15 protein-coding genes and 1 riboswitch are annotated in these 22,690 nt (G+C 65.0%); of the genes, 4 read left to right on the top strand and 11 right to left on the bottom strand.

Annotation, left to right across the window (positions count from 1 at the left end):
• Nucleotides 1-114: 114 nt before the first annotated feature.
• From I2H31_RS21275 to I2H31_RS21295, 5 genes are all read right to left on the bottom strand, one after another.
• Nucleotides 115-1,770, bottom strand: a complete 1,656-nt coding sequence (locus I2H31_RS21275) for a hypothetical protein (protein WP_196295075.1) — start codon at nucleotides 1,768-1,770, stop codon at nucleotides 115-117.
• A gap of 126 nt (nucleotides 1,771-1,896) precedes the next feature.
• Nucleotides 1,897-2,094 (bottom strand): YqaE/Pmp3 family membrane protein, encoded by a 198-nt coding sequence (locus tag I2H31_RS21280; protein ID WP_196295076.1) that lies wholly within the window; start codon nucleotides 2,092-2,094, stop codon nucleotides 1,897-1,899.
• Nucleotides 2,095-2,191: 97 nt separating this feature from the next.
• Nucleotides 2,192-2,764, bottom strand: a complete 573-nt coding sequence (locus I2H31_RS21285) for a helix-turn-helix domain-containing protein (protein ID WP_196295077.1) — start codon at nucleotides 2,762-2,764, stop codon at nucleotides 2,192-2,194.
• Nucleotides 2,765-2,769: 5 nt separating this feature from the next.
• A complete protein-coding gene (locus I2H31_RS21290) occupies nucleotides 2,770-3,126 on the bottom strand; it encodes a hypothetical protein (protein WP_196295078.1) in 357 nt (118 codons plus the stop codon).
• A 54-nt stretch (nucleotides 3,127-3,180) separates the two neighbouring features.
• Nucleotides 3,181-3,786, bottom strand: a complete 606-nt coding sequence (locus tag I2H31_RS21295; RefSeq protein WP_196295079.1) for a thioredoxin family protein — start codon at nucleotides 3,784-3,786, stop codon at nucleotides 3,181-3,183.
• Nucleotides 3,787-3,954: 168 nt separating this feature from the next.
• On the opposite strand from I2H31_RS21295, the gene I2H31_RS21300 reads away from it, so the two are divergent.
• On the top strand, nucleotides 3,955-4,230 hold the full coding sequence (locus I2H31_RS21300; protein WP_196295080.1) for a hypothetical protein: 276 nt from the start codon (nucleotides 3,955-3,957) through the stop codon (nucleotides 4,228-4,230).
• Between the two features lie 91 nt (nucleotides 4,231-4,321).
• Here the strand turns inward: I2H31_RS21300 and I2H31_RS21305 are convergent, their stop codons facing one another.
• From I2H31_RS21305 to I2H31_RS21325, 5 genes are all read right to left on the bottom strand, one after another.
• Nucleotides 4,322-5,416: a DUF5074 domain-containing protein gene (locus I2H31_RS21305; RefSeq protein WP_196295081.1), complete on the bottom strand. Its 1,095-nt coding sequence runs from the start codon at nucleotides 5,414-5,416 to the stop codon at nucleotides 4,322-4,324.
• A gap of 65 nt (nucleotides 5,417-5,481) precedes the next feature.
• Entirely contained in the window at nucleotides 5,482-7,482 is a 2,001-nt protein-coding gene (locus tag I2H31_RS21310) for a TonB-dependent receptor plug domain-containing protein (RefSeq protein WP_196295082.1), read from the bottom strand.
• Between the two features lie 162 nt (nucleotides 7,483-7,644).
• Nucleotides 7,645-7,870, bottom strand: a riboswitch (cobalamin riboswitch).
• 79 nt (nucleotides 7,871-7,949) lie between these two features.
• A complete protein-coding gene (locus I2H31_RS21315) occupies nucleotides 7,950-8,804 on the bottom strand; it encodes a transporter (protein ID WP_196295083.1) in 855 nt (284 codons plus the stop codon).
• 75 nt (nucleotides 8,805-8,879) lie between these two features.
• Nucleotides 8,880-11,339: a TonB-dependent receptor gene (locus I2H31_RS21320; protein WP_196295084.1), complete on the bottom strand. Its 2,460-nt coding sequence runs from the start codon at nucleotides 11,337-11,339 to the stop codon at nucleotides 8,880-8,882.
• Between the two features lie 100 nt (nucleotides 11,340-11,439).
• Nucleotides 11,440-12,762, bottom strand: a complete 1,323-nt coding sequence (locus tag I2H31_RS21325) for an Nramp family divalent metal transporter (RefSeq protein ID WP_196295129.1) — start codon at nucleotides 12,760-12,762, stop codon at nucleotides 11,440-11,442.
• A 272-nt stretch (nucleotides 12,763-13,034) separates the two neighbouring features.
• Between I2H31_RS21325 and I2H31_RS21330 the strand changes: the two genes are divergently transcribed.
• Complete coding sequence (locus I2H31_RS21330) at nucleotides 13,035-14,021, top strand: cation diffusion facilitator family transporter (protein ID WP_196295085.1); 987 nt, start codon at nucleotides 13,035-13,037, stop codon at nucleotides 14,019-14,021.
• Nucleotides 14,022-14,127: 106 nt separating this feature from the next.
• On the opposite strand, the gene I2H31_RS21335 is transcribed toward I2H31_RS21330, so the two are convergent.
• Nucleotides 14,128-17,028 (bottom strand): gliding motility-associated C-terminal domain-containing protein, encoded by a 2,901-nt coding sequence (locus I2H31_RS21335; RefSeq protein WP_196295086.1) that lies wholly within the window; start codon nucleotides 17,026-17,028, stop codon nucleotides 14,128-14,130.
• An 831-nt stretch (nucleotides 17,029-17,859) separates the two neighbouring features.
• On the opposite strand from I2H31_RS21335, the gene I2H31_RS21340 reads away from it, so the two are divergent.
• Together I2H31_RS21340 and I2H31_RS21345 are read left to right on the top strand one after the other, a co-directional pair.
• Complete coding sequence (locus I2H31_RS21340) at nucleotides 17,860-19,992, top strand: T9SS type A sorting domain-containing protein (protein ID WP_196295087.1); 2,133 nt, start codon at nucleotides 17,860-17,862, stop codon at nucleotides 19,990-19,992.
• A gap of 417 nt (nucleotides 19,993-20,409) precedes the next feature.
• Entirely contained in the window at nucleotides 20,410-22,683 is a 2,274-nt protein-coding gene (locus I2H31_RS21345; RefSeq protein WP_196295088.1) for a CUB domain-containing protein, read from the top strand.
• The last annotated feature ends 7 nt before the right edge of the window (nucleotides 22,684-22,690 follow it).

Here is a 22,690-nt window from a genome sequence, read left to right on the forward strand (position 1 = left end):
TCATTTCCGGCAAAGGTCGGGTAGCGCGGACTTTGTAGTCCGCGTCCCCGGCGGCAACCCGAACGACGTGCAAACGGCTCTAACGGTGCAGGGACGCGGACTGCAAAGTCCGCGCTACATCTTCATCTTCATCCAGGGGGCCGTGAGGCGCAGGTACACCGAGGCCGACAGCGGCATCTTGCCGTAGCCCGGGCCGGCGTAGGTGGCGCCGTACTGCCCCACTCGCAGGCTCTGCGGAATGAAATAACCCGTGAGCTGCCCGCCCACGCTCAGCTCCGGGCCGCGGGGGCCGCCCAGGCTGGCCAGGCGGTAGCTGCTGCCCAGCGTGAGGGCGTGGATGTTGTAGACGCTTCGCACCAGGTTGTCGGAAGAGCCGGCGGCGTAAAACTCCAGCTCCTCGCTGTCTTTCTGCACAAACTCGTAGCGGCCGTAGAACGTGGGCCGGCCCAGCGTGAGGTTGGTTTCGGCCAGCACGGCGTGCTCGCCGCGGTGGCCGTCGCCGTGCTCGTTCAGCCCCCACACCAAGGCTGAGGCCAGGTAGCGGCGCTCGCCCCAGGTGCGGCTGTGCAGCACGCTGGCGGTGGTGCGCGTCACGTCCTCGCCGGGGTGCAGGTCTTCGGGGCTTTTGATGAAGGCGCGGCTCACCTGCAGGGCCAGGCTGCGGCTGGGGTTCCAGTTGAGGCGGCCGGCCCAAGAGTCGGCGCGGGGCCGGTCGAAATCGTAGCGCTTCTCGTCGGGCTCGCGGCCGGTGAAGTTGCTGCCTTCCAGCTTGAACTGCTTGTAGCGCACGCCCAGCGTGGCCACGCCAAAGGTGATGTGCGTGGCGTCGGTCCAGTGGTGCGAAAGCGGCGCGTCGGGGTTGGGCATGGCCGAAATGCGGTGCATGAAGGCCACCGGCCCAATGGCGGGCTCGCCGGGGTAGCCCACGTAGAGGCTCACGTCCACGTCCTCGCTCACGGCGTGGGTGTAGCTGGCCGTCAGGCCCGAAATCAGGTCGTGCGGGTGCTGCTTGTCGATGAGCGGCTGGCCCTGGTAGCTCTCGCCGGTCTGGAACAGCAGCGGGTAGCCGCCGTTGGTTTCGGTGAGCGGGTCGAGGCTGACCATCAAACTCAGGTTCAGCAGGCCGCGCGCCCCAATTTCGCGCTGGGCCATCACCATCCCCCAGTTCGGCCCGTCGATGGCGTTGGCGTGGCCACGGGCGTTGTTATGATTGACATTCTGGCTGGTGTAGCGGCCGAAGGCGGCGCCGTGGTACATCAGCATCCAGGGGCCGCGGTGCTGCATCCACATGTACATGGGCGTCGCGTCGGGGTGCCAGCTGGTGCCCGAGCCGTTGCGGCTCATCTGCAGGCGGCGCGAGAGGGCGTGGCTCATGCCGGGCATGGCCATGGTGCTGCCGTGGGCCATGTTCATGCCACCCATGTCGTGGGTGGTGCCCTCCATTTTCATGCTTTCGGGGTGCCCGGCGTGGTTCATGGGGGCGGTGGGCTGAGGCGCAGTGGGCACCGGCATATCCATGCCTTCCATTGAATGCTGGCGCCCCGCGTGGTAACTGGTATCGGCGGCCGGCACGGGCGTAGCCGAAGAAGCGGGCCTGGCAGCGGCTGGCACGGCTTTTTTCGGGGCTGGGGTGGGCTGGGGCGCGGCTGGCCGGGGCTGGGCCGGCTTGGGCATCGCCATGTCCATGTGCTCGTGCGTCTGAGCCAGGACCGACAGCAGGGGGGCAGCCGAGAGGAAGGCAATCAGTAACAGCCTGTTTAATAGGACCATGTTGCCGGGAGATGGGATACTGCAAAACACTGCCTGCTATACCCTTCGCCATCCGCGATGGTTCACCTAGCACCGCGTAGCATTCAGCCTAAAACGTACAGCATCCTGGCGCCCGGGCGGCGCCGCTCAGCGGCGCCCGCGCAGCACCTCCAGGGTTTCGCGGTGGCGCTTTTCGGCCAAATCCTGGCTGCGCGAAGCCACGCCCCAGATGGCGGCCGGAATCCAGCCAATGAAGGTAATCTGCAGAATGAAGCACAGGATGCCCTTCAGAATGTGGCCGTTTACCATCATGGAAAAACCCGGGAGCAAAATGGCGAGTAGCATCGGAACAAAAGAAAACAATGAAGCGGCAAACCTAACGAAAAAGGCGGCTGCCCAGGTAGACAGCCGCCTTTTCGCGGGCAAGAAAACGATGCCGCGCCTACGCCAGCGCGTCGAGCGACATGCGGCCGGGCATCATCAGGCGGCGGAACTCGCTCACGGAATAGCCCGTCACCTGGCGGAACTGGTTGCTCAGGTGCTGGCCCGAGCTGTAGCGCATCTGGTCGGCTATCTGGTTCAGGGTCAGCTCGCCGTAGCTGAGCATTTCTTTCACGCGCTCAATCTTGAGGCGAATGAGGTACTTCTCGATGGTGAGGTGGGCGGTGCGCGAAAACACCTTGCTCAGGTGCGAGTAGGTGGCCGCAAACCGGTCGGTGAGGAAGGCCGACGTGGTGAGCGGCGAGCGCGCCGTGCGCAGGTGCTCCAGGTACTCGGCCAGGGTGGTCTTGATTTGTTCGGTGAGCTGCTCGGCCCGGCCGCGCAGCAGCTCGAAGCCGGCGGCGTGCAGCAGCGGGGCCAGGGCCTCGGGGTCGGCGGGGGTGGCTTCGTCGAGCTCGGCCACGCCGAGCGTGACGGCCTTGGGCCGGTAGCCGGCCCGCTCCAGTAAACCATGAACGGCCTCCACGCACCGGGGGCACACCATGTTCTTGATATGCAGTAGGTTGGTTTTCAAGGTCTTTATCGGGTTTCGGGCCGCCGTGGGGCGGCCGGTGAAGGATGAGAACGAGCCGGCGCAGCACCGGCGGCGCGGCGCGGGCGGGGCGCCGGAGTGGACACTTCGGCCCAGCCCCGCCCGAACCAGTGCGCCGTGGCCCAGGTCACAAACGGAACCACGGCCAGGAACGTCACCGCCAGCAGCCAGAACAGTACGAGAAAAGCGGAAAAAAGTCGACCGAAAAAATGGTCACTCACCCCAAACAAATAAACCACCAGCATTAGTGCCAGGGCCAGGGCCACGCCGGCCAGCACGCCCACCCGCCGCCAGGGCCAGGCGGCAACGTGTTTTTGGAGGCGACGGCGCAGCGGAAGGGGCATAAAGGACCGAATTGGGAGGGTGAAAATAAGGGAAATTTTGGTTGGGCCCCGCCCCTACCCCACCAGCGCCAGCAGCTCGCGTTGCACCGCGGCGCCGTGGTCGTCCTCGTACCAGGCGTTCATGGCCTTAATTATCTGGTTGGTGTGCAGGGTTTTATCGGCGTGCAGCTGGTGGGCCAGCGCCTGCGCCTCGGCCGGGCGCGGGCCCCAGTCGCCGAGGTCGGCGCCGGTGGCCGCGTCGCGCCGAATGAGCTTGGGAATGCTGTTGCCGCCGTTGGTTTGGTGGGCGGCCATCAGGGCGGGGTGGTCGGAGCGCAGCAGCACGCGCAGCTCCACGTGGCCCGCGCTCACGTCGGCCAGGTGGGCCAGCACGGGCAGGGTGTGGGCCGTGTCGCCGCACCAGGCTTCGCCCAGCACCAGCCACTGCTCGGGGCGGGCCAGGTGGGTGAGCCGGCCGACCAGCTCCGGCAGCAGCGGTTCGCCCAAAGCCCGGTCGAGGTGGGCCTGGTTTTGGTCGGTGAAGCGCACGTAGGCGGGGTTTTGGTCGGGGCCGCTGGTGCGGTGCTCGGCGGCCAGCGTGCGCACCAGCTGCCGGAACTCGGCGTAGGTGAAGACGGGCGTGGGAACGGCGGCGGGCGAAGGAACGAAGTTGCTGGACATCAGGAAGAAAGTGAGGGCGGGCCGACCGGGGCGCACTTTTGCGCAACCTTGAGGCGGCTCCTGCCGCTACAACCGTACCCCCGGCCGATGGTTCGGGTTGCGCGGCGGCGAGTTATTTTTCTACCTTGCGGCATCGCATTCTTTCACCCCCTTCACATTCGCTCCTTCATGCTCCTGAAACAGTTCCTCCGCCCCTTCGCCGTGGCCTGCGTTGTCACCGCCACGTTTAGCGCCTGCAGCTCGGGCACCAAAGACGGCGACACCAACGTGGAGCGCGGCTACACCAAGAAAGGCCCCGCCGCGCCCACCGATGGCGTGGCCAACGGCGACTCCGTGACGGCGGGCGTGCAGCGCGACACCGGCACCCACCAGCCCACCGGCAAGGAGCTCTACAAAGCCGCCGGCGACGCCAAAGACCGCAACCACGACGGCATCGCCGACTAAACCAGCTGGCTTTCAAACCAACAAAAAGGCCCCCACCTTCCGGCAGGGGCCTTTTTCTTATTTGCAGGGCGAAGGTGAAGGTGACTGGGGGCTAGTAGAACACGAAGCCGTTGGGGCCCGCGCCCACGGCGGCGGAGTCGAGGGCCGCGCCGCTGCTCTGGTAGCGAATCATCTTGTCGGTGCCCAGGAAGGTGCCGGTGCCGCCGTAGATGACGCCGGTGTTCGGGTCGACGCCGAGGCCGTACAAATTGCGCCGGATGAAGGGCGCCGTGAAGGCCGGCAAGGCGGCGTCGGCAATGCCGAGGCGGAACACCGGACCGGTGTAGGTCATGGCGTCGGCGGCGCGGAAGAGCAGCTGGTCGCCGGCGGGGCTGAGGTGCAGGTCGGTGGGCTGCAGGCGGTTGCTGCCGAAGGTGCGGGTGCCGGCCACGGCGCCCGCGGCGGCGTTCACGCTCACCAGCTTGCCGGGCGTGGTGGTGGTGTAGTCCACGTCGAAAGTGGGGGTATACACCACGTTGCCGCCGCACAGCACCCAAAGCAGGCCGTTTTTGTCCACGGCCAAGCTGTTCGGCGCATCGCCTACCACGAGGGTGCTCGTGACGCGGTTGGTGGCCGGGTCGATGACCGTCAGGGTGTTGCTGCCGGAGTTGGCCACGAACACCTTGCCGTTCAGCAGCAGCAACCGCTCGGGCCGTAGGCCCGTGTCGATGCTGTCGACCACGGCCAGGGTGCCCAGGTCGATGATTTTGATGCGCGAGGCCGAGCCCGTGTAGTCGCCCCACTGCGTGACGTAGCCCCGGGTGGCGCTCACGGGCAGGAAGTAGCGGGGGCCTTTCAGGCGGCTGCGCACCACGCCCACCGAGCGAAAATCGGGCAGCGACACCACTTCAATCTTGTTGGAGTTGTTGGCCACGAGGTAAGCCCGGTTGTTGGCAATGGCCATGTGCTGCACCACATCGCCCGTCTCGCGGCCGTTCACCGCACGAAACAAGTCGAGGCTCAGGGCCTTGTTGGCGGGGTTGAACAAGCTAATCGAGCCATTGGAGCGGCCCACGTTGCCTTCGTTGATGACGAACACATTGTTGGCGTCCTGCACGGGCGCCACCACGGGCTCGTCGTCGGGCGAGCAACTGGCCAGGCCGGCCACAGCCAGCAGCGAAATCGCCAGGTATTTAGAAAAACGCATTAAAAAACGAGGTAAAATGGTGATTATTAAAAAATGAAAGCAAGAATATGAACGCTGGCTCGGCCTCAGCGCCAGCTTAGGCGCAGGCTTAGCAAGGCGGCGCGGGGCGGCGCGGGGCGGCCTTCGTAGCTGTCGTAAGCCCGGTTCAGCAGGTTGGTGCCTTGCACCTGAAGCAGGGCCTCCACCCGCCCCGGCAGCGCCAGCGCGTAGCCCAGGCCGCCGCCCAGCAGGCCGTAGCCGGGCAGGAAAGCCACGCCCCCGGCGTCGGTGTAGCGGTAGCTGGTGAAGGTGGCCTGCGCCGCAGCCCGCCACGGGCCCCGGCCGTAGTCGAGGGTGCCGGCGGCGGTGTGGGCCGGCACGTAGGGCAAGGGCAGGCCGGCGGGCACGGGGTCGGCGGGGGTGGCGCGGTGGGTATGGGCCCAGGTGTAGGCATAAGCCAAGCGGGCGCTGAAGCGGTGGCGCCCGCGCTGCCAGGTGGCGCGGCTACTGGCTTCCAGGCCCTGGGTGAGCACCTGGCGCAGGTTGCGCGGGCTCCAAAGGCCGTCGAGGCCGGGGGCCCACTGCACCCAGTCGTCCACCAGTTGGCGGTAGCCGGTGAGGGCGTGCTCCAGCGCCAAGTGGCGGGTGGGCTGCGAGCGCAGCGTGAGGCCGGCTTCGTAGCCCAAGCCGGTTTCGGGGCGCAGGTTGGGGTTGCCGCCCACTTGCCAGTACCGCTCGTTCAGGGTGGGCGCGCGGTAGCTGCGAGCCGCGCTGGCCCGGAAGGTGAGCCGGGAGGCGCGGGCGGGCGCGAGGGTGTCGGCGGTTGCGGCGGGGGCCCACACGTCCCATTCCAGGCCGGCGGTGGGCGTGAGGGGGTTGGCCTGGGGCAGCACGGCCTGCCGCAGGTTGGCCGAGAGGCGCAAGCGGGGCACGGGGTCGAAGCGCAGCAGGGCGAAAGCGGCGGCCCGGTTCTCGGTGGCGTTGGGGCGGCCGTACTCGGCCACGGCGGCGCTGAAATGCTGGGCTTCGGCGCCCACGCGCAGGGTGGCGCGCGCGCCCAGGGCGGCCGTGTACTCGGCCTGGGCCTGGGTGGTGCGCACGCGGGAGCGGCTGTCCTGGCCGTCGTCGCGGTAGTTCAGCACGTCTTCAAACCAGGCCCCGCGCACCGTCCACTGGGTGCGCGCCGAGGCTTGGTGCTGGTACGCCAGCACCAAGCGCCGGCTCTGGTCGCGCTCGCGGGCGTGGCGGTCGGTGGTGCCCACGGCGGGCTGAATGTCACGGTCGGCATCCGTAAGCCAGGCCGTGGCCGTGAGCTGGCCGGCGCCACTCAGGCGCCAGGCCACTTCCGGGGCCACGCTCCACTGGTGGCGCAGCGCGGCCGAGGTGAGGGTGTAGCGCACCGGCCCGCCAAACTCGGGCCGGAGGTAGGTGTAGTTGTTTTGGGCCTGGCGGTAGCTGGCGGCCACGCGCATGGCCACGGCCGCGCTGGCGGCGCTGGCTTCGAAGCTGCCGCCGCGCAGGCCGAAGCTGCCGGCATCGGCCTGCAGGCTGGCGCGCGGGCCGGGGCGCCAGTCGGGGGCGGTGGTGAGGAGCACGGCGCCGCCCACGGCGCCGCTGCCGTAGAGCGCGGCGGCCGGGCCGAGCTGCACGGCCAGCTGGGTGTTAGCAGAGAGGGGCAGCAGGGCAAAGTCGTTTTGCCCCAGCGTGGGCAGCATGATGTTGAGGCCATTCCAGAGCACGGCCGTGTGCTGGGCCGAGGTGCCGCGCAGCGTGGGCGTGGCCAGCTGGCCGGGGCCGTAGCTTTTGAGGTAGAGGGGCGTGCGGGCGGCCAGGGCCTCGGCCACCGTGCCGCCCCGAAACTGGCTCAGCGTGGCCGAATCGAGCGCCAAGCGGGAGCTGCCCACGGCGAACTGCTCGCGGCCCACGGCGCGCACCCGCACCTCGGCCAGCCGGTGGGCGCGCCGCGCCAGCCGGGCCGAATCGGGCGGGGCGGCCCCGGGAAGCTGCTGCGCCCGCGCGGCCCCGCTGCCCACGCCCAGCAGCAGGCCGCCCCCAAGCAGGGCAGAAACCAGTGAAAAACGATGCATCCGAATCAAATTCTCAGCGAAGAAAATTCGATTCAAAATCCGCCGTCAGTCCGCCTCCCGAGAGAAGCCGGCTGCCGTCAGACCGAGGCCGAAAAACAGGGGTAATCTGGCCGCCCGGGGGCCGCCGCTGTTCTCTTTCTCCATCCGTCCTCCGCGAATGCTGAACCTGTGAATGCCCGGGCAGGTCTCCTGGCTTGCTCCGCCGGGTGGGCCGCCTTCCCATTCGCAACCGGTTTTTCTCAGCGAAAAACCAGCGCCGAACAGTGGCGTGCGGGGCCCACCCCGATGTGAAGCGTACAGTTGCGGGGACAGCTCCGGCCTTGAACCGGATTCCCTTTTCAGCCGCGCCCCGCGAGTGGGGGTTGGCACCTTGGCGAGCGCAAAGGTAACGTGTAGCGTCGACTCTGCGAGTCCGCGCATCGCACCAGCCGTTCGCCTATGCGCGGACTCGCAGAGTCCACGCTACATTACCGGCGGAAGGTGAAGCCCACAAAGTACTCGTGGTCGCTGAGGCGGTTCAGGGCCAGGTGGGTGCCGAGGTCGAGCTGCAGGTTGGGGGTGACTTTGAAAATGGGGGCTACGTTCACGGAGGACTGCCAGCGGCGCTGCTCAGTGTTCCACATGGCCACGGCTTCGGTCACGAGGCCCAGCTTCTCGGTGAAGTCGTACTCGAGGGCCGTGGAGGGAATAAAGCGCACATAGCGCTGGTCCTGGTCGCGGTCGTAGTTGAGGTCGGTTTCGAGTTGGGCTTCGAGGTTGGCCTTGTCGCTCAGCTCCACGTCGAGGGGCAGCACCGCGCCGTATTCGGCGGCGCCGTCGCCCACGGTGCCGCCGCTGGGCAAACGCACGTAGCCGATGACGGACATAGCAAATTTACCCTGCTGGTCGTCGCCGATGAAGTTGTGCTTCACGCGCAGGGTGAGGTCGCCGAAGCCGGCGTGGCGCTCTTCCCAGTCGTCGGCGTCGGTGGCGCGCTGCTTGGCAATGGCGTAGAGCGGCACTTCGAGTTGCACGTCGGTGCGGCGACCGAGGCCCAGTTTGAGCATGGTGTAGGCCATTTTCAGGTCCCGTTCGCGCTGCTCGTTGCCAGTGCCGCCGTTGCGCAGGCGCAGCAGGTCCATTTCCACCTGCGCGTGGCCGGCATCCACCGTGAAAGGGCTTTCGGTAATGCCGGGACGGTCGGGCTGCAGCTCGCGCAGGCGGTTGCGCGGCACCGGCTTGCGCCAGCTAAAATGGGCCGAGTCGTAGGGCGTGGGCTTGTGGGTTTCCTGGGCCCAAAGGAGGTTCGGCAGCAGGATAATTAGCCAGAAAAAGTGCTTCATGCGGCCCTCTACGCAGAAAGGGCATTATGGTAGCGTTTACTGAAAATTTCGTCAGCCCCTTGGCCTCAGCTGCTGCTAAAACGGCACCAGCACCTTCACGCCCACGTTGCGGCCGGGGTTATAAATGCCCAGGTGGCCGGTGGGCGAGCTGGCGTAGTATTCGAAATATTTGAGCCGGTTGAGGTGGGCCTGATAAGCGGTATCAAGCACATTATCAACCTGCACAATGAGCTGGGCCACGCTGCGCCCGGCGCGGCTGGTGAAGGTGGTACCGGCGCCCAGGCCCAGCAGGGCGTAGCCGGCGGTGGCGGTTTCGGTGTTGTCGAGGGCGTAGAAGCGGTTTTGGGGTGCGCTGCCGTCCACGCTGGCCCGAAAGTAGGTGCCGGTAAGGCGGCCGGCGCGCGCGGGCAGGGTGGCGCGCAGCTCCGTGCGGGCCCGCAGCGGCGGAATGAGCGGCAGGTAACGGGCGGCCTCGGCCAGGTGCTCGGGCACGGTGGGCTCGGCGTTTTCGCCGTTCACGAAAGCGGCGCTGCTGTTCCAGGCCAGCCAGGGCAGCGCGGCGGGCCGCCAGTTCAGGCTGGCTTCGAGGCCGTAGAGACGGGCGGCGGCCTGCTGAAACTGATAGGTGGTATTGCCGGGCACAATGACGACGGGCTGGCTGTTCGCGTTCAGCAGGCGGGCCTGGTAGATGAAGTTCTGCACGTAGTTGTGGAACAGCTCCACCGACGCGTCCAGCTCGGTTTGGTGCCAGAGCAGGCCCACGTCCTGCTGCCAGCTGAACTCGGGCTGGAAGCTGCGGTTGCCCAAATACACGATGTGGGCGCCGGGGTCGAGGCCGTTGGAGCCGATTTCGGGGATGTTGGGGGCGCGGTAGCCGCGGGCCAGGTTGGCGCGCAGCGTCAGGCGCTCAGTGGCCACGAAGCTGGCGCCCAGGCTGGCCGATACGCCCTGATACCGCTGCCGAAACGCCGGAAACTGGAGCGTAGCACCGACCGTGCCCGGCCCGCCCGCGCCATCAAAACCGGTGGCCGGGTCCGGTGCCACGTAGAAATCCGACCACGTCACCAGTCGCGTGTCGTAGCGCAGGCCGCCGCTCACTTCCAGCTTACCGAAGGGCTTTTTCAGCAGCAAAAACCCGCCCGCGTCCAGCAAATTGTAGTTGGGAATGGGAAAGTCAGTGGCGTTCTGGTGGCGGTTGAGCTGGCCCATGCCATTGCTGCCCACGCTGGTTTCGAGGCCGTGCCAGGTGGGCAGGTGGTAACGCACGTCATAGGTGAAGGTGCTAAGGCGCAGGGCCAGGCCCGGCTGGGCGGGCGCCGTGGGGTGGTTGAATTCCTCGCGCTGGTTTTGCTGGGCGCCCAGCAGCAAATGCAGCTCGCCACCGCCCAGCCGCACCTGCGTTTTGGTGAAGACGCGGTAGTGCCGGATGCGCTGGTGCAGCGGCGCAATGGCGTAAGAATTTAATTCCTCGTCACGCACCAACGGCCGGTTTTTGATGTCGTCCGGCCCGCTCTCCAGCACCTGCCGCGTGAAGCGCCGGCTGAGCGAGTCGCGGCTGCCGTCCGGGATTTCCTGACGGTTGTCGTACAGCGTGAGGTACCAGTGCGAGCTGCCCCAGGGCTTGCTTACGCCCGCCATGCCGGTCAGGGTCAGTTCCTGAAAGCCGGTGTTGTACACCAGGCCATCCACCGCATTGCGGTAGTCGCGTGCCAGGCGGTGGCTGGCCCGGAAGCTGGTTTGAAAACCATTTTTCTGGTAGTTCAATCCCAGCGAGTTGCCCGCTAAGCCGTTGTTGGACTGGTATTCTGCCAGGGCGTCGCCCTGCAGTTGCCCCTCCGGGCCGCTGGGCAGGGCGGGCAGCAGGTTCACCACGCCGGCCACGGCATCGGAGCCGTAGAGCAGGCTGGCGGGGCCTTTCACCACTTCCACCCGCTCGATGTCGTAGCCGTCCACTTCCACGCCGTGCTCGTCGCCCCACTGCTGGCCCTCCTGGCGCAGGCCGTTGTAGAGGGTCAGCACGCGGTTGTAGCCCAGCCCGCGAATAAAAGGCTTCGAAACGTTCGGCCCCGTCGTGACGGCGCTCAGGCCCGGAATGCCGCGCACGGCCGCGTCAATCACGTTGGTGTTGGCATTGAGGCTGATTTCGCGCCGCCCCAGGGTGGCAATGGGCACGGGGCTGCGCCGGACTTCGGTGGCCCGGCTCACACCCGTCACCACCACATCGGTGAGGGCAGCAGGGGCCGGCGCCAGCATAAAGTTTATTTCCAGAACCGCACCCGCGGCCACCGTCACGGGTTGCGTGGCCGTGGTGTAGCCCACGGCACTGGCCACCAGCCGCGCCGGGCCGGCTGGCACGCCGGCTATCTCAAAAATGCCTTCGGCATCGGCGGTAGCGCCCAGCCGGGCGGCCGGCAGCACCACACTGGCGAAAGGCACAGGCCGGCGCTGCTCGTCGCGCACGGTGCCCCGCAGCGTACCGGTTTGGGCCAGCAGCAACCGAGGCAAAAGCAGCAGCGCAAGTAGCAGGTGTTTCATGCCTAGGACAATAATTATTTATGGATATTACAAGCGCCCGTTTGGTGTCAGCGTCCTGAATGAATAGCTATTTCAGTTCCTGGCGCCGTCCGCTTCCTTCCTAGCCCGCAGCGGTTTGCCAGAGCAGGTAGCCGTTCAGCCCCAGAATAATGGCCGACACCGACCACGCCAGCACGCGCACAATGGGCTTGTTCACAAACACGCCCATCTTGGCCCGGCTGCTGGTGAACAGCACCAGCGGCACCACCGCAAAGCTGAGCTGCATAGACAGTATCACTTGGCTGAAAACCAGAAGCTTTTCGGTGCCGCTTTCGCCATATGCAATGGCCACTACCAGGGCCGGCACCACCGCAACCAGCCTCGTAATCAGCCGCCGCACCCAGGGCCGCAGCTTGAGGTCGAGGAAACCTTCCATCACAATTTGCCCCGCCAGCGTACCGGTCAGGGTCGAATTCTGGCCCGAGGCCAGCAGCGCCACCCCAAACAGAATGCTGGCTGCTCCTGCGCCCAGCACCGGCGCCAGCAGCTTGTAGGCGTCTTGAATTTTGGCCACCTCATACAGCCCGTGGTGGTGGAAGGTGGCCGCCGCCAGCACCAAGATGGCCGCATTGATGAAAAAGGCCACAAACAGCGCCACCGTCGAGTCGATGGTGGCAAACTTGATGGCCATGCGCTTGCCGGCCTCGGTTTGCTCGATGGCCCGCGTCTGCACGATGCTGGAGTGCAGGTAGAGGTTGTGGGGCATCACTGTGGCGCCCAAAATGCCGATGGCCACGTACAGCATGCCCGGCGTCGTTATCACCTTGGGCTGCGGCACCAGCCCGTGCGCCAGGGCCACCCAGTCAGGCCGCGACACGATGATTTCGTACAGAAAGCAGCCGAAAATGAGCACCGTGAGTCCCGCCACAATGCTCTCGATGATGCGGAACCCCTTGTTCTGGAAAAACAGCACCACCAGCACGTCCAGCGTGGTGAGCACCACGCCCCAAGGCAGCGGCAGCCCAAACAGCAGGTTCAGGGCAATGGCCGAGCCAATGACTTCGGCCAAATCGCAGGCGGCAATGGCGATTTCGCACAAAAACCACAGCATCAGGCTGATGGGTCGCGAATAATGGTCGCGGCAGGCCTGGGCTAGGTCGCGGCCCGTCACAATGCCCAGCTTGGCCGCCAGGTGCTGTAGCAGCATGGCAAACAGGTTGGAAATGAGCACCACCGACAGCAGCGTGTAGCCGTAGCGCGAGCCACCGGCCAGGTCGGTGGCCCAGTTGCCGGGGTCCATGTAGCCCACGGCCACCATCAGGCCCGGGCCCCAAAAAGCCATCAGCTTGCGCCAGAAGGACGCGTCGGCGCCCGGCACTTTGATGCTGGCGTACACCTCGCTGAGCGAATTGGCCCGGCGCGGGTGCCGCCAGCCGGCTTCCATCGGGGCAACGTTGGTTTCGGTAAGCGTAGAAGGTGGCACGTTAAGCGGTTGATTCAAAACAAAGTTACTATATTTTTAGGTTGTCCTAAAAATTATTTTCGACTGGCTTAAATACCGGATTCCGACGAAAAGGTTTCGGGCAGCAGCCAGAATTATCTGGCTGCTGCCGGTTGTTTCCCTGCTCCCGAAACCCACAGTACGGCATTCAACCCGGCCGAGTGGCCCAGCGGTTGCCGCCGCAGGCCCGACCTTTGCTCCGAAACCCGTTTTGCATGACGCCTTCCCAAACCAAGCGCCGCCTCGGCCTGCTGTCCCTCGTGGTCAGCGTGGGGCTGGTGGCCATCAAGTTCTACGCCTATCACCTCACCCGCTCCCAGGCCGTGCTCACCGACGCCCTGGAAAGCATCATCAACGTCTTCACGAGTGGCTTTGCTCTCTACAGCCTGCACCTGGCCAGCCTCCCCAAAGACGAAAACCATCCCTATGGCCACGGCAAAGTCGAGAACCTCTCGCTGGGCTTTGAGGGCGGGCTGATTTTTATGGCCGGGGCCTTCATCTTGTTTTCGGCAGCGCGCAGCTTTCTGCACCCGCACCCGGTGGGGCAGCCGGACTGGGGCGTGGCTCTGCTGGCCAGCACCGCCGTGGTGAACCTAGCGGTGGGTGTGCTGCTGGTGCGGGCCGGCAAGCGTCTGAAATCGGTGGCGCTGGTGGGCGACGGGCAGCACCTGTACATCGACGCCCTCACGTCCATTGTGTCGTCCGGGGCGCTGGTGCTGGTGGCGGCCACGGGCGTGGTCCGGTTCGACTCCGGCGCGGCACTGCTGCTCGGCGGCTTCATTCTGGTGAACGGCTGGCGCATGCTGCGCCGCTCGGTGTCGGGGCTGATGGATGAAACCGACACGGCCATCGTGACCGAGGTCATTGCCGAGCTGCAAGCCCAGCGCCGCGCCCCCTGGATTGACGTGCACAACCTGCGCGTGCAGCGCTACGGCGCCAACCTGCACATCGACTGCCACATGCAGATGCCCTACTACTTCACTCTCGAAGAAGTGCATTCGCAGCTGTTCGACATCGAGGAGCTAATCAAGGAACGGTTCGCGGTCGACGTGGAAATGTTTGTGCACGCCGACCCCTGCACGTTTGCCGCCTGTTCGCTGTGCCTCATGGCCGACTGCCCGGTGCGCGTGCACCCGTTTCGCCACGAAGTCGTCTGGAACGTTCACAACGCCGTCAAGAACGAGCGCCACCACCTAACCTAGCCGCGTTGGGATTGGGCCGGTCCGGCCTGGCTGGCCTGATACAAAAAAAGGGTGCCGCGAATATCGCGGCACCCTTTTTCGTGGATGCGGGTAAGCGGTGAGTTGCTTAGCGCACTACTTCAATCCAGCCTTTAGTAGCTACGCCGTTCTTGTCGGTGAGCAAGTAGTAGTACACACCGGCGGGCTGGTTGTCGCCGCCCCAGTTGTTCTGGTAGTTGGTCTGCTCGTACACCTTGCGGCCCCAGCGGTTGTAGATTTCCAGCTTGCTGTTGGTCCCGGCCGTCGACACCTTGAATACGTCGTTCTGCTGGTCGCCGTTGGGCGTGATAACGTTCGGCACTTCCAGGTCGGGCACAATCACGAGGCGTTCATAGGATTCCGTCTTGCAGGTATTGCCGCTGCCCGACAGCGTAGCCGTCATGCGAATCCGGTAGGTGCCAGCAATGCCCAGGCGCAGTTGGCCAGGATTCTGAAGGTTGTTGCCGAAGGCAGTGGCCGGCTCAGTCACCGGCGTGCCCAGCACGTCCTTGATGCGCTGATAGGTCCAGGTGTAAGCAATCGAGTTACCCGCGCCCAGGTTGGCCGCGGTGGGTAGGGTCGTGTTGTTGAAAGTAAAGACTACCGGCGGGCGGTTGGTGCGCTGGCCGGTGATGCTCAACGAGTCAGCAGTGTTGAAGCGGGCCGTCACGGCCGGCAGCACGCGTACGACCACCGAAGCCGTGTCGGCGCAGCCGGTGGCCGGGTTGCCCGAAGCCGTTACGCGGTAGCGGGTCGTCACCAGCGGGCTCACCGTGGGGTTGGCCTTGGTCTCGTCAGCAGTGGCCAGGCCGGGGGCCGGGGCAAAACGGAAGGTGTACGTATCGGGGATGCCCGAAGTCGTGGCCGTGGCCGAGAGCACCACCGGAGTGCCGGGGCAGGAGAACTGCGACGCGGCGGTCACGCGCACGGTGGGCGGCGGCGTCACGGTCACCTGCACGGTGTTGGTGGCCGAGCAGCCGTAGGGCGAAGCCCCGGTGGCGGTCACGGTGTAGGTATTCACGCCCACGGTGGTGGGGCGCACGGTCAGGGTCGCCCCGGTGGTGTTGGCCGGGATGCCCGGGCCCGACCAGCGGTAGGTGTACACGTCATTCACGCCAGTGGGGGCATTGGGAATGGATGCCGTCGCGACCAGATTCACGGCCGCGCCGGCGCACACCTGCGGCAGGCTCCGCTGGATGGCCACCACCGGCGGGCCCACCACGCGCACCAAGATGGACGTCGTGTCGCCGCAGGAGCCTTGGGCAAAGCCCAGGGTCGGCGCGATGGCCAGGCGGTAGCGGGTCGTCACGGTGGGGTTCACGGTGATGTTTTGCGTGTTGGTCACGGCCGGCAGACCGCTGCCACCGGGGGCCACCGACCACTGGAAGGAGTATTGCTGCGCCTGCGTGGTGTTGGTGGCAATGCGGCGAATGGAGTCCGGGCGTTGCACGTTGCCTTGCAGCGTGAGCGAGCCGCCCGCGCAGATGGCCGGGGGCGTAGCACCGCCAATGCCGGGGCTGCCGACCGTAGCGGCGGCCGTGGCCACGTTGCCTTTCACAATGCGAATCACCACCACGCGGTTCTGGATGCCCTTGATGGGGCAGGCGTCGTCCTCGACGCGGATGTTGAGGCGAATGATGCGGCCCACGGTGTTGGGCGAGGGCTGGAAGAAGAACACGCCCCGGGGGTTGGTCGTGTTGTTGTTGCTCAGGCTGAAAGTGCCCACATCGCCCGAGTCAAGCAGGTTGGGGTCGGTGTTGATGTTGGCCGGCAGCACCACTTTCAGGATTTGGTTAGCACTGGGCGTTTTCAGGTTATCGGGGTCGGTGAAGTTGAGTTCCACGCGCGAGTAGTTGCACGAGCGCACGTCGATGCGCGTCGTATCGGCCGTGTTCACCGTGCTGGTGCCCGAGTTGACAGTAATGGGGTTGGCTTCCGGGGGCTTGGGGGTGCTGTTGTTACCGCAGTTAATGACGATGATGTTGGCCTCACGAGTTACCCTACCGATGATGCGGCGCACGCCATTAATGCGGCGGTACTCGGTGATGCGCACCGCAATCTGATACTTGTTATTGCCCGTAGGCGTGGTGTCTAAGAACCCAGGGGTGAAGGAAAGCGTACGGGCCTGCTGGTTGAAGCGAATCGTGCGCGGTACCCCAGTTTTTACCGGGCAGGTGCCCACCGTGTCCAGGCCCAAGCGGATGGGGTTGGTAGCGCTGTAGTTGCCGCCCGGAATACCGGGGAAGTTGAAAAAGCACGAGGGGTTACCGGGAATGGGCCCAATGAACGGGGCGCTGCCAGGGAAGGCCTTGTACGTCACTGGGCTACCGCAGCCCTGCAGCGGGTCGGTCAGGGTGTAAACAAGCGAGTCGCCGTCGGGCTCAGTAGAAGAGTAGGTGATGGTAGTGGGCTGAGTCCAGCACACGTACTGAATCGGAATGTCCTGCGGGTCGAACTGGGGCGAGTTGTTGGCCACGGCCGTCGTGCCCTGGTTGCGGTTGTCGAGCGTGGCCTCCACGTACAGGTTGCCGTCCACGGCGTTGGCCAGGGCGGGGCGGGCGTTGGAGAAGGTGCTCAGCGCCCAGTTGCCCGGGGGCAGCGTCACGGTGGCCAAGAAGTTGTACACGTCGTAGTTGGGTAGGCCCGTCGGGCCCTGGCAGGGGCCGGCCGAGGCGGCCGCGCAGAAGGGGTTGCCCGCTTCCACGGCCCCCTGCTGCACGAACGTGGCCGACACCGAAGACGCCACGTTGCAAAAAGGAAACGTTGCGTTGCCGCCGTTGCGGCATTCCAGCACGAAGTCGCCGGGGGTGGGCAGGATGCCCGTGCAGTCGCGGTAGAGGCGGAACTTGACCCGGTACTGGTTGTTGCCCAGCGACACGTAGGTCATATCGCCCCCCAGCAAGTGGGACGCGTGCGCCTCCTGCGCGCTGCCCAGCAGCAGGGCGCACGCAAAGAGCAGCAAGGTGAATGAATGTACTATTTTTCTCATGGGTGAAAAGGGGGTGAAGTGGATGAAAAACGCGGTTTGGGTGGTTACCGACGAATCGGCGGACCAAGATACAGGCGGAAAGACAGCGCAGCAAAACCAACTGCTTCCGACCTGATTTAGTGGAGCAAATTACGGGCCAGAATTGACAAATTTTTGATAAAATGGAACTTATTTGTGATTAAAATTTAGTTCCTCTCGAATGTTCCCAATCGTGGCCTTAGCCGTCTTATTAGTAGTGGTTACGCCGACCTTTATTATAAACAAATTACTGATTATCAATAAATTTAGCCAAGCGACAAACGCTTGTGCCATTGCATGCACACGCTGGCCCCAACGTTCAGGTGCGCCCGCGTTGGTTTAGGCCAAGGTTTGGGACAGCCGAAGTAATACGCCTGCCTCCGCACCACTTGTCCGCATTTCGCCGAATGCCAATGGTTCTCGTTGCGCGCGTCGGCCTGTTAAATTAAGGGGTGGCTGAACAAGCGACGCCGGCCAGGGGCGCCTGCGGTATGCACTGCCCGCTTGCAGGCTCTTTGCCGGGCCGCTCCCCCACCGCCTTTTAATATGGCCCTGCACTCACAAACTTTCCCGAAATATTTGCCGGCGCAAAACTGCGGCAGGAGCGCCGCCAACCATCTTTTTGCCTAAAGCTACGTATTCTGCCCGGCCTGAAATACATTTGCTTTTTTGCATCAGGCTACGCTTTCTTTCTACATTACATTGCCAAAAGCCTATGCCGAAGGGCTGACCTGCTTGCCTGGCTTACGATATTGCCACCCGTTTCATCGCATTTCCACCCGTATTGTTCAATCCTTTTTCCCCCTTCACCTAATGACGACACCTTTACATGCGCGAAAGCGCGGACCGCTGAGCTGGGCCTTGCTGCTGCTGGCCGCCTTGCTGCTGAACAGCCGTCCGAACCAGGCCCAAACGGTTGATACCTATTCGTTCTCGGCCAGTGCGGGCACGTTTACGGCGCTGCCAAACACGGCCACGGCCGTCACGAGCATCAGCAGCGATGATGCCCTTGTGAATGTTCCTATCGGGTTCAACTTCGTGTTCGATGGTAACGTTTATACCCAGGCGTACGTCAGCTCCAACGGCACCCTCTCCTTCAATGCAGCAGCCCCGTCCAACGGCCTTGCGTCTTACGACAATGCATTGTCGAGCGTGTCGGCGGCGTCGCGTCCTCTCGTTGCCCCTTACTGGGACGACCTGACCGGCGTAGGCGGCACTGCAGCTTATCAAACCACTGGCACGACGGGCAGCCGCGTCTTCACGTTTCAATGGTTGAACTGGACCAACCGCATAGGAACCGGGGGAACGTTTTCGTTTCAGGTCCAGCTGGTAGAAGGCACCAACATCGTTCGTTTCATTTATAATCGAGGAGCTACTGCCAACAGTGGCGCCACGGCATCCATTGGCTTGGCCGGCACTGGCACGGGCAGCGGTTCGTTTTTGTCGCTGAACAACGCGGGCACTTCGCCCGGGGTCAGCTCGACTACTGAAACGGCCACCATCGGCACGGTACCGGCCTCGGGCCAGATTTATTCCTTCGCGCCGCCAATACCGGCGGCCTGCCCGGCCCCGCGCAACCTGAACGCGGCGGCTTCTAACTCCTCGGCATTGGTGACGTTCACCGCATCGAACGCCAACCCCGGCCCGTTCACCATTCTGTACGGCCCAGCCGGTTTCAACCCGGCGTTGCCCAGCAACCCTACCACCAACCCCTACTCTAGCACCACCACGGCGCAACTCTTCGCCGTGCTTACGCCCCTCACGGCCCAAACCACTTACCAGTTCTACGTGGTACAGAACTGCGGCGGCTCGGCCGGCGACAGCAACCGGTCGAATGTCGGCACGTTCACCACCGAACCCAACCCTGCGGCCAACGACAATTGCACGACGGCCCTTCCGCTCACGGTGGCGGCCACCTGCGCCACGCCCACCAGCGGCACCGTGTTTGGCGCCACGCCGCTCAGTTCCCCCCTCGCGACCAGTTGCACCAGCACCACCGCCAACGACGTGTGGTACTCCTTCGTGGCCAACGGCCGCTCGCAGACCATCACCTTCGTGCCGCAGTTTGCCGCCGTCCTGGATGTGCGTTCGGGCAGCTGCACCTCTTCCACCAGCATTTTCTGCACGAGCGCGGCGGCGGGTGCCACTTCTACCAGCAACGTGGGCGGCCTGACGCAGGGCACGACGTACTACGTGCGCGTGTATGCCTCCGGCAACACGCAGCCCACGGCAGCGACCAGCACGTTCACGCTGTGCGTGGTGACGGGCCCGCCCGTGCCGGCCAACGACGAGTGCACCGGCGCGGTGCCGCTCAGCCTCGGCACGATTTGCGCAGCACCGGTGGTGGGCACCGTGGTGGCCGCCTCGCAGAGCCTGCCGCCCACCACGGGTTGCACGGGCAGCTCGGCCGTTGACGTATGGTACTCCTTCGTGGCCACGGGCACGACGCAAACCCTCACCTTTGCCCCGCAGTTTGCCGCCTCCCTGAACGTGCGCACGGGCACCTGCGCTGCTACTACCAGCGTTTTCTGCGCTTCGACGGCGGCGATGGCCACTTCGGTTCACAACCTGACCGGCCTGACGCGCAACCAGACGTACTACGTGCGCGTGTACGCTTCCGGCACCAGCCAGCCTTCGCCCACGGCCAGCACCTTCATCCTGTGCGGTTCGGGGGCTCCTTCGGCCGCGCGTGCGCAGGCTAACACCGAGGCCCTGCTGGTGTACCCCAACCCGAGTAATACGGGTCAGCTCACGCTCAAGCTCAGCGGGTCGCATGGCGCGGGCCAGGCTACGCTGCTCAACGCCCTGGGCCAAGCCGTGCGCCGGCAGGCCCTGACCGGCGCGGCTGAGCAGGTACTTTCCACCCGTGGCCTGGCTCCTGGCCTCTACACGCTGCGCGTGGCCGCCGGCGAGCAGGTGCTCACCCGTAAAGTCGTGCTGGAATAGCCTCCTTTGCCTTTTAACCTTAAAGAGCCGGCTTGTGCCGGCTCTTTTTGTTAGTACTGGTAGCTGTTCGTGCGGTCCGGGGCAATTCTGGCTCAGTCCGGCGGATAAATTCTTCGGCGGCGTTAACTATTCGTGCGGATTCGCGCTTTCTTTCTACATTACGCAACTGAAAGCAACGTCTTGGCTGGCAAGGCTCTTGGCGCGCTGGCGGGCAATTACCCTTTTCACCCCTCATTCACCCCCTTAACCCCTTAACTCATGAAAGCAACCTTCCACGTGCGACAGCGCGAACCTTCTGGCAGCACGTCCGGCTTCGGACGATTGCCGTAAACCTTCGGGTGGTTTTTGTCCGGCGTTGCGGGGCCCCCAAACCGCTCGGCATTTTCCTGATAAGCTGTTCACATTTTCCCTTTTAGCATGTCACACCCAATACCTTCCAAACACCTCTTTATTGCGCAAACAGCCCCCGCCCGGATTCCCCGGTGGCAGGCTGTTGTTGCGCTGTTCGCCCTGTTGCTGCTGGCCCCTGGTGCCTGGGCACAGACGTACACCATCGGCACGAACCAGACCACCTGCGCCGGCACCATCTACGACTCGGGTGGGGCCAACGGGGACTATTCCACCAGCGAGAACCTGACCACGGTGCTCACCCCCGCCACCGCGGGGGCTAAGGTGGTGCTCACGTTCACCACGTTCGACACGGAAAGCACCTACGATTTTCTGCGCATCTACGACGGGCCCACGGCTTCGGCGCCCCTGCTGGGCGAATTCACCGGCACCGACAGCCCCGGCACTGTTAACGCCTCGGCGGCTAATACCAGCGGCCAGCTTACGCTGGTTTTCACTTCCGACGGGTCCGTAGAATACGCGGGCTTCGCGGCCACGGTGGCTTGCGCCGCCTCGGTGCCCGGCATCACCAGCTTCGCGCCGGCCAGCGGCCTGCCCGGCACCAGCGTGGTCATCACGGGCTCGGGCTTCACCGGCACCACGGATGTTACCTTCAACAACGTGCCGGCCACCAGCTTCGTCGTTAATTCGAACACGCAGATAACGGCCGTGGTGCCTGTGGGCGCCACCACGGGCCGCGTTCGGGTACAGAACACGGCGCTGGCCACCAGCGCCACGAACTTCACCGTGCCGGCCCCCACCGTGACCAGCTTTACGCCCACTTCCGGTACGGGCGGCACGGTGGTGACGGTGACGGGCACGGGCTTTACCGGCGCCACTGCCGTCACCATGGGGGGCACGGGCGGCACCGCCGTCAGCAATTTCACAGTGGTTTCGGCCACTCAGCTGACGTTGACGGTGCCGAACAACGCCCTGAGCGGTTCGATTTGCGTGACCACGCCGGCCGGCTCTTCCTGCTCTTCGGCTTCGTTCAACACGGGCACCGCCGCCTACATCATCGGTACCAACCAAACGACCTGCTCCGGCGTCATCTTCGACTCGGGCGGGCCCGGCGGGCAATACGGCAACAACGAAAACCGCACCACGGTGCTCACGCCGGCCACGAGCGCGGGCAAGGTCTCGCTCAACTTCACCGCGTTCAACACAGAACCCAATTACGACTTTCTGCGCATCTACGACGGGCCGACGGCTTCGGCGCCGCTGCTGGGCACTTACAACGGCGCCGGTTCGCCCGGCATCGTGAGTGCTTCGGCCAGCAACCCCACCGGCCAGCTCACCCTGGTTTTCACTTCCGACGGCTCGGGACTCCGCGACGGGTTTGCCGCCGAAATTTCCTGCCTGACCTGCTTCCCGGTGACCAACCTGGCCGTGGCGAACGTGACCACCAACTCGGCCGTGGTGAGCTTCACGCCGGGGTTGGGCAACACCAGCTACGTGGTGACCTACACGCCCGCCGGCGGCGCCGCCCAAAGCCGCACCGTGACGGCCTCCCCCGTTACCCTGACCGGCCTGATACCGGGCCCCACCTACACCGTGAGCGTGCAGCCGGTGTGCGCAGCGGGGCCGGGGGGCTCGCCCGCCCTCTCCACTGAGGCCACCTTTACGACGGTGCTGCCCAACAACGAACCTTGCGCGGCTCTGCCACTCGGGGCCACGGCCCTCACCGTGTCCAACGTTGGCGCCTCCACCAGCATCCAAAACGGCATCAACACCCCGGCCTGCGGTGGCGGGGCCTTGCCCAAGGACGTGTGGTTCACTTTCCGGGCCAGCGCCACGTCGTCGACGCTGACGCTGACGGGCAACGCGGCCAGCACGGTGCGCGTGTTCACCAGCCCCAGCTGCTCGGCCGGTCCTTTCCAGGAATTGTTCTGCCGGACCAGCGGCACCAACAACACGGGCCTGAGCTCGGTGACGGTGCCCGGCCTCACGGCCGGCACGCAGTACTACGTGGCCGTGAATGGCTACGGCAGTTCCGACACCCCGGGCATCTTCACCATTGTGGCATCCAACGTACTGGCTGCCAAAGCCCAGGCTGACACCGAAGCCCTGGTGGTATACCCCAACCCAAGCCACACCGGCCAGCTCACGCTCAAGCTTGGCGGCGCGCACGGCGCAGGGCAAGCCACGCTGCTCAACGCCCTGGGCCAGGCCGTGCTGACCCAGACCCTGGCCAATGCCGGCGCCGAGCACACCCTGCTCACGGCCAAGCTGGCCCCCGGCCTCTACACCCTGCGCGTGGCCGCCGATGGCCAGGTGCTTACCCGCAAAGTGGTGCTGGAATAAGCTCACT

The sequence above is a fragment of the Hymenobacter ruricola genome (assembly GCF_015694525.1).
Lineage (GTDB): Bacteria > Bacteroidota > Bacteroidia > Cytophagales > Hymenobacteraceae > Hymenobacter > Hymenobacter ruricola.